Raw genomic sequence first — 3,598 nt, 5'->3', positions numbered from 1 at the left:
TCTCGAACCGGTTCGTGGAGAAGCCCGCGCAGCGTGCCCGACCCCCGTGGGCCGACACCCCCCGTGGGCCCGCGCCGGCCGCGATCGGTCAGTCTGATCGGCTGGATCGCGACCGGCCCGGCGATCCGCCCGGGGCCCGGTCGCAGGGCGGCTGGTCGGACGGTAACCGGTCGGACGACGGTGGCTGGTCGTCGTACGAGGTCGGGTCCGATCAACCGGCGGCTGGCCCGGCCGATGCCGATGAATGGATCGATGAGGGCTACGCCCGTCCTTGGCCGGGGTATGGGTACGGACTCACCGAGACCGCCGACCTGTCGTGGGCGGTGCGAGGCCGGCAGAACGGCGGCGAGGAGGCGCAGCGGCCGGCGGCCACGGACCGCCCATACACCGCCGAAAATAATCTACGATCCTCGATCCGTCGCCGGCCGGCAAGGTGAACGTCACGAGCCCTGGACGCGACACGAGCTCTGGACGGGTCACGAACCCGGCCACTGGGGTGGCCACGAACGCCGGCTCGAGTACGACGGGCGACGCGGAGCCGATCGCCAGTCGGGCTACGGCTGATAGCCCGCGCACGACGGTGGGCCGGGATCCGCGTTCCGCTGGCCGCCCGAGGGCGCCGTAACCTCCAGACCGGGGTAGAAGCGGGTGGAAGGGAAGGATGGTCATGATCGTTACGGTCATGGGGGCGGGACGGCTCGGCGGGGCGATGCTGTCGGGGCTGCTGCGGTCCGGACATGCCGCTCAGGACATCGTCGTGGCCGAACGTGATGCCGACCGAGCTGGTGAGATCGTGGCGAGTCACGGCGTCGAGGTGCAGGCGCCGGCGGTGGCCGCCGCCAAGGCGGATGTTCTGATCATCGCGGTGAAGCCCCAGGACGTCGGGACCCTGCTGGCCGAGATCGGGTCGGTTGTGGCGAACGGGACGCTCGTGGTGTCGTTGGCGGCGGGCATCACCACTGATCTTCTCGAGGAGCGGCTACCTTCGCTTCCCCCAGTAGTCCGGGTGATGACGAACACCCCGCTGCTCGTCGGGGAGGCGATGTCGGCGATCTGCGGGGGCCGCTACGCCGAGGAGGAGCACCTTGCCACGGCAGAGGCCCTGCTGACGCCGGTCGGCAGGGTGACGCGGGTGGCGGAGTCCCAGCTCGACGCGGTGACGGCCCTGTCCGGTAGCGGACCGGCGTACTTCTTCTACCTTGTCGATGCGATGATCGAGGCGGGTGTGCTCCTCGGGCTGCCCCGGACCCTGGCCGCGGAACTCATGACCCAAACCGCTCTGGGCTCGGCGCGGATGCTGCGCGAGAGCGGCGAGCATCCGGCGCTGTTGCGGGAGGCCGTCACCTCGCCGGCCGGGACCACGATCGCGGCGCTGCGGGAGCTGGACCGTCGCGGTGTGCGCGCGGCGCTCATGGACGCCCTGGAGGCGGCGAGCAGTCGGTCGCGGGAACTCGGCCGTGGTTGAGAGCACCCGGGTACCGGGGTACCGGGGTACCGGAGCACCTGGGTACCGGAGCACCTGGGTACCGGAGTGCCTGGGCTCCGATGGTTGCCCGCCGTGGCGGGTAGGCTCGCCCGGTAACTTCCTCAACATAGATCGGTCGGGTACGTGGGTTCTGTCATCAAGAAGCGTCGTAAGCGGATGGCCAAGAAGAAGCACCGCAAGTTGCTGAAGCGGACGCGCGTTCAGCGCCGCAACAAGAAGTAGGCCGCTGACAGGAAGTCAGGCCGCTGACAGGAAGTAGGTAGCGCACCAGTACGCGGGTCGCCCACCGGGGGGTGGGGCGTACTCGGGAGTCCGGTCGCACCTGGAGGTAGTCGGCCGATCCGCGGTCCCCAGCGTCCGGCGTCCACCTCGCACGCCACGAGTTCGTACCGCCATGTCGTCTCGTAGCATGTGGCTTTGCGTGCTGTAACTGTTACCGTGTGGCAGACTGTTTCCCTCGGGTGGCAGCGTGGCCGGCCCGCAGCCAGGGAGACGGCATGACGGGATCGTGGATCAATTTCCTGTCCGACTACGGCGTCGACGATGCCTCTGTAGGGGTGTGTCACGGGGTTATCGCGCGGCACGCCCCGTCGGCGCGCGTCCTCGACGTCTGCCACGCCATCGCGCCGCAGGACGTCGGGCATGCGGCCGTCACCCTGGTCGGCGCGATCGGTTATCTTCCGATAGGGGTTCATCTCGTCGTCGTGGAGCGGCTCGATGCCGACGGTTACACCCGTGGCGTGGCGATCCGGAGCACGGACGGCTCGGCCTTCGTCTGCCCGGACAACGGCGTGGCGTCGCTGGCCTGGGAGGCGCTCGGTGGCGTCGCCGCGGTGCACGAGATCTCCAACCGGGAGCTGTGGCTGCCGCTGCCCACCGCGGTGTTCCGGGGACGGGACGTCTATGCGCCGGTCGCGGCCCGGCTTGCTGCCGGACTCGCCCTCACCGACGTCGGCCCCCGGCTCGACCCCGGCACGCTCACGCGTTTCCAGCCGCGGGCGTGCAGCGTCGACGACGACCATGTGCACGGCGAGGTCGTGTCCGTCGACCACTTCGGCAACCTCTCGCTCAACATGACCCGGGCCGAGTTGGAGGCCGCTGGCATTCTGTTGGGAGATCTGGTCGAGGTCCGCGCCGGCAACCGCGTCATGCGGCTCACGTTCACGTATACCTACGGCGATGTGCCTCGCGGTGGAGTTACCCTGTGCGAGGATGCGTTGCGTCGGGTGATGATCGCGGTAAACTGTGGGCGAGCGGCCGACCTGCTGCGGCTGCGGCGCCAGGACGCGGTCGTCGTGGCACAACTGCCGAGGAGCCCGTCACCGGGACGCTCCATCCGGGATCTCCCGCTGCCGGCCCAGCGGTGATGCCGGCATCACCGCTGGGCCGGCAGCGGCGGCAGCGGCACCGGGCCTGGCCGGCGTCGATCCTCCTCCGGCTTGGACGGGTTATTTTTTCCCCGCTCTTCGTAGTCGATGTGCGCGGCTGGCCTTACGCTGCGCAGTGAGCGGTCGAGGGATGGGCGTACGATGAGCCCACGATCGGACCGCGTGAACCTTCCTCGGCCGGACATCGTGGCCTTCGGCCCCGGGGAACGGTGGCGTGCTCCGGTCGGCCTGGTTCGGGCTGCCCGGCCGCCCGGCCATCCGGTCCGGGTGCCGGACTGGACCATGCGGGCGTTGCGGGAGACTGCCATGAGACCACGCCGTGTGTTGGTGACCGGTGTAGCGCGGCCGTTGGGGGCGCAGGTGGCGATGGCGCTCGCGGCTGACCCGGGGGTCGAAGCCGTTGTCGGGGTCGATACCACTGCTCCCACCAGCGACCTCGGGCGGACCCAGTTCGTGCGCGCGGACATCCGGCATCCGTTGATCGCAAAGGTGATTTCTACCACGGAGATTGATGCGGTGCTGCACCTGAACGTGATCGCCACGCCGCTCGGTGCGGGTGGACGGACCGCGATGAAGGAAATCAACGTCATCGGCACGATGCAGCTGCTGGCCGCGTGTCAGAAGGCGCCCAGTGTCACCAAGCTGGTAGTGAAGTCCACGACGTCGATCTACGGGTCGTCCGCTCGCGACCCTGCGCTGTTTACGGAGGACACCGAGCCGCGCG

The 3,598-nt window shown here is 69.4% G+C and carries 4 protein-coding genes and 1 pseudogene; all 5 read left to right on the top strand.

The genetic code is table 11. The features are described from left to right. A pseudogene (locus AC08OV_RS15550) lies at nucleotides 1-437 on the top strand (hypothetical protein); the annotation flags it as partial. Nucleotides 438-667: 230 nt separating this feature from the next. Continuing rightward, nucleotides 668-1,465 carry a pyrroline-5-carboxylate reductase gene (gene proC / locus AC08OV_RS15545; RefSeq protein WP_476613561.1) on the top strand — a complete coding sequence of 266 codons (798 nt, stop codon included), beginning with the start codon at nucleotides 668-670 and terminating at the stop codon, nucleotides 1,463-1,465. A gap of 144 nt (nucleotides 1,466-1,609) precedes the next feature. Next, entirely contained in the window at nucleotides 1,610-1,708 is a 99-nt protein-coding gene (locus AC08OV_RS15540; protein WP_003948845.1) for a 30S ribosomal protein bS22, read from the top strand. Between the two features lie 275 nt (nucleotides 1,709-1,983). After that, the gene (locus AC08OV_RS15535; RefSeq protein ID WP_476613560.1) at nucleotides 1,984-2,853 is read left to right on the top strand and encodes an SAM hydrolase/SAM-dependent halogenase family protein; all 870 of its coding nucleotides are present in this window, start codon (nucleotides 1,984-1,986) and stop codon (nucleotides 2,851-2,853) included. A gap of 327 nt (nucleotides 2,854-3,180) precedes the next feature. Then, nucleotides 3,181-3,598, top strand: a 418-nt coding sequence (locus AC08OV_RS15530; RefSeq protein WP_476619848.1) for an NAD-dependent epimerase/dehydratase family protein, incomplete at its 3' end; no start/stop codon positions are given.

Source organism: Frankia sp. CeTa3Moorea, assembly GCF_978021225.1.
Note: the sequence above shows the minus strand (reverse complement) of the source record. Positions and strands in the feature narration are given on the sequence as shown.

Excerpts from the sequence above, each read along its gene's own strand:
- proC (WP_476613561.1), top strand. The coding sequence starts at position 668 with ATGATCGTTACGGTCATGGGGGCGGGACGGCTCGGCGGGGCGATGCTG.
- AC08OV_RS15535 (WP_476613560.1), top strand. The coding sequence starts at position 1,984 with ATGACGGGATCGTGGATCAATTTCCTGTCCGACTACGGCGTCGACGAT.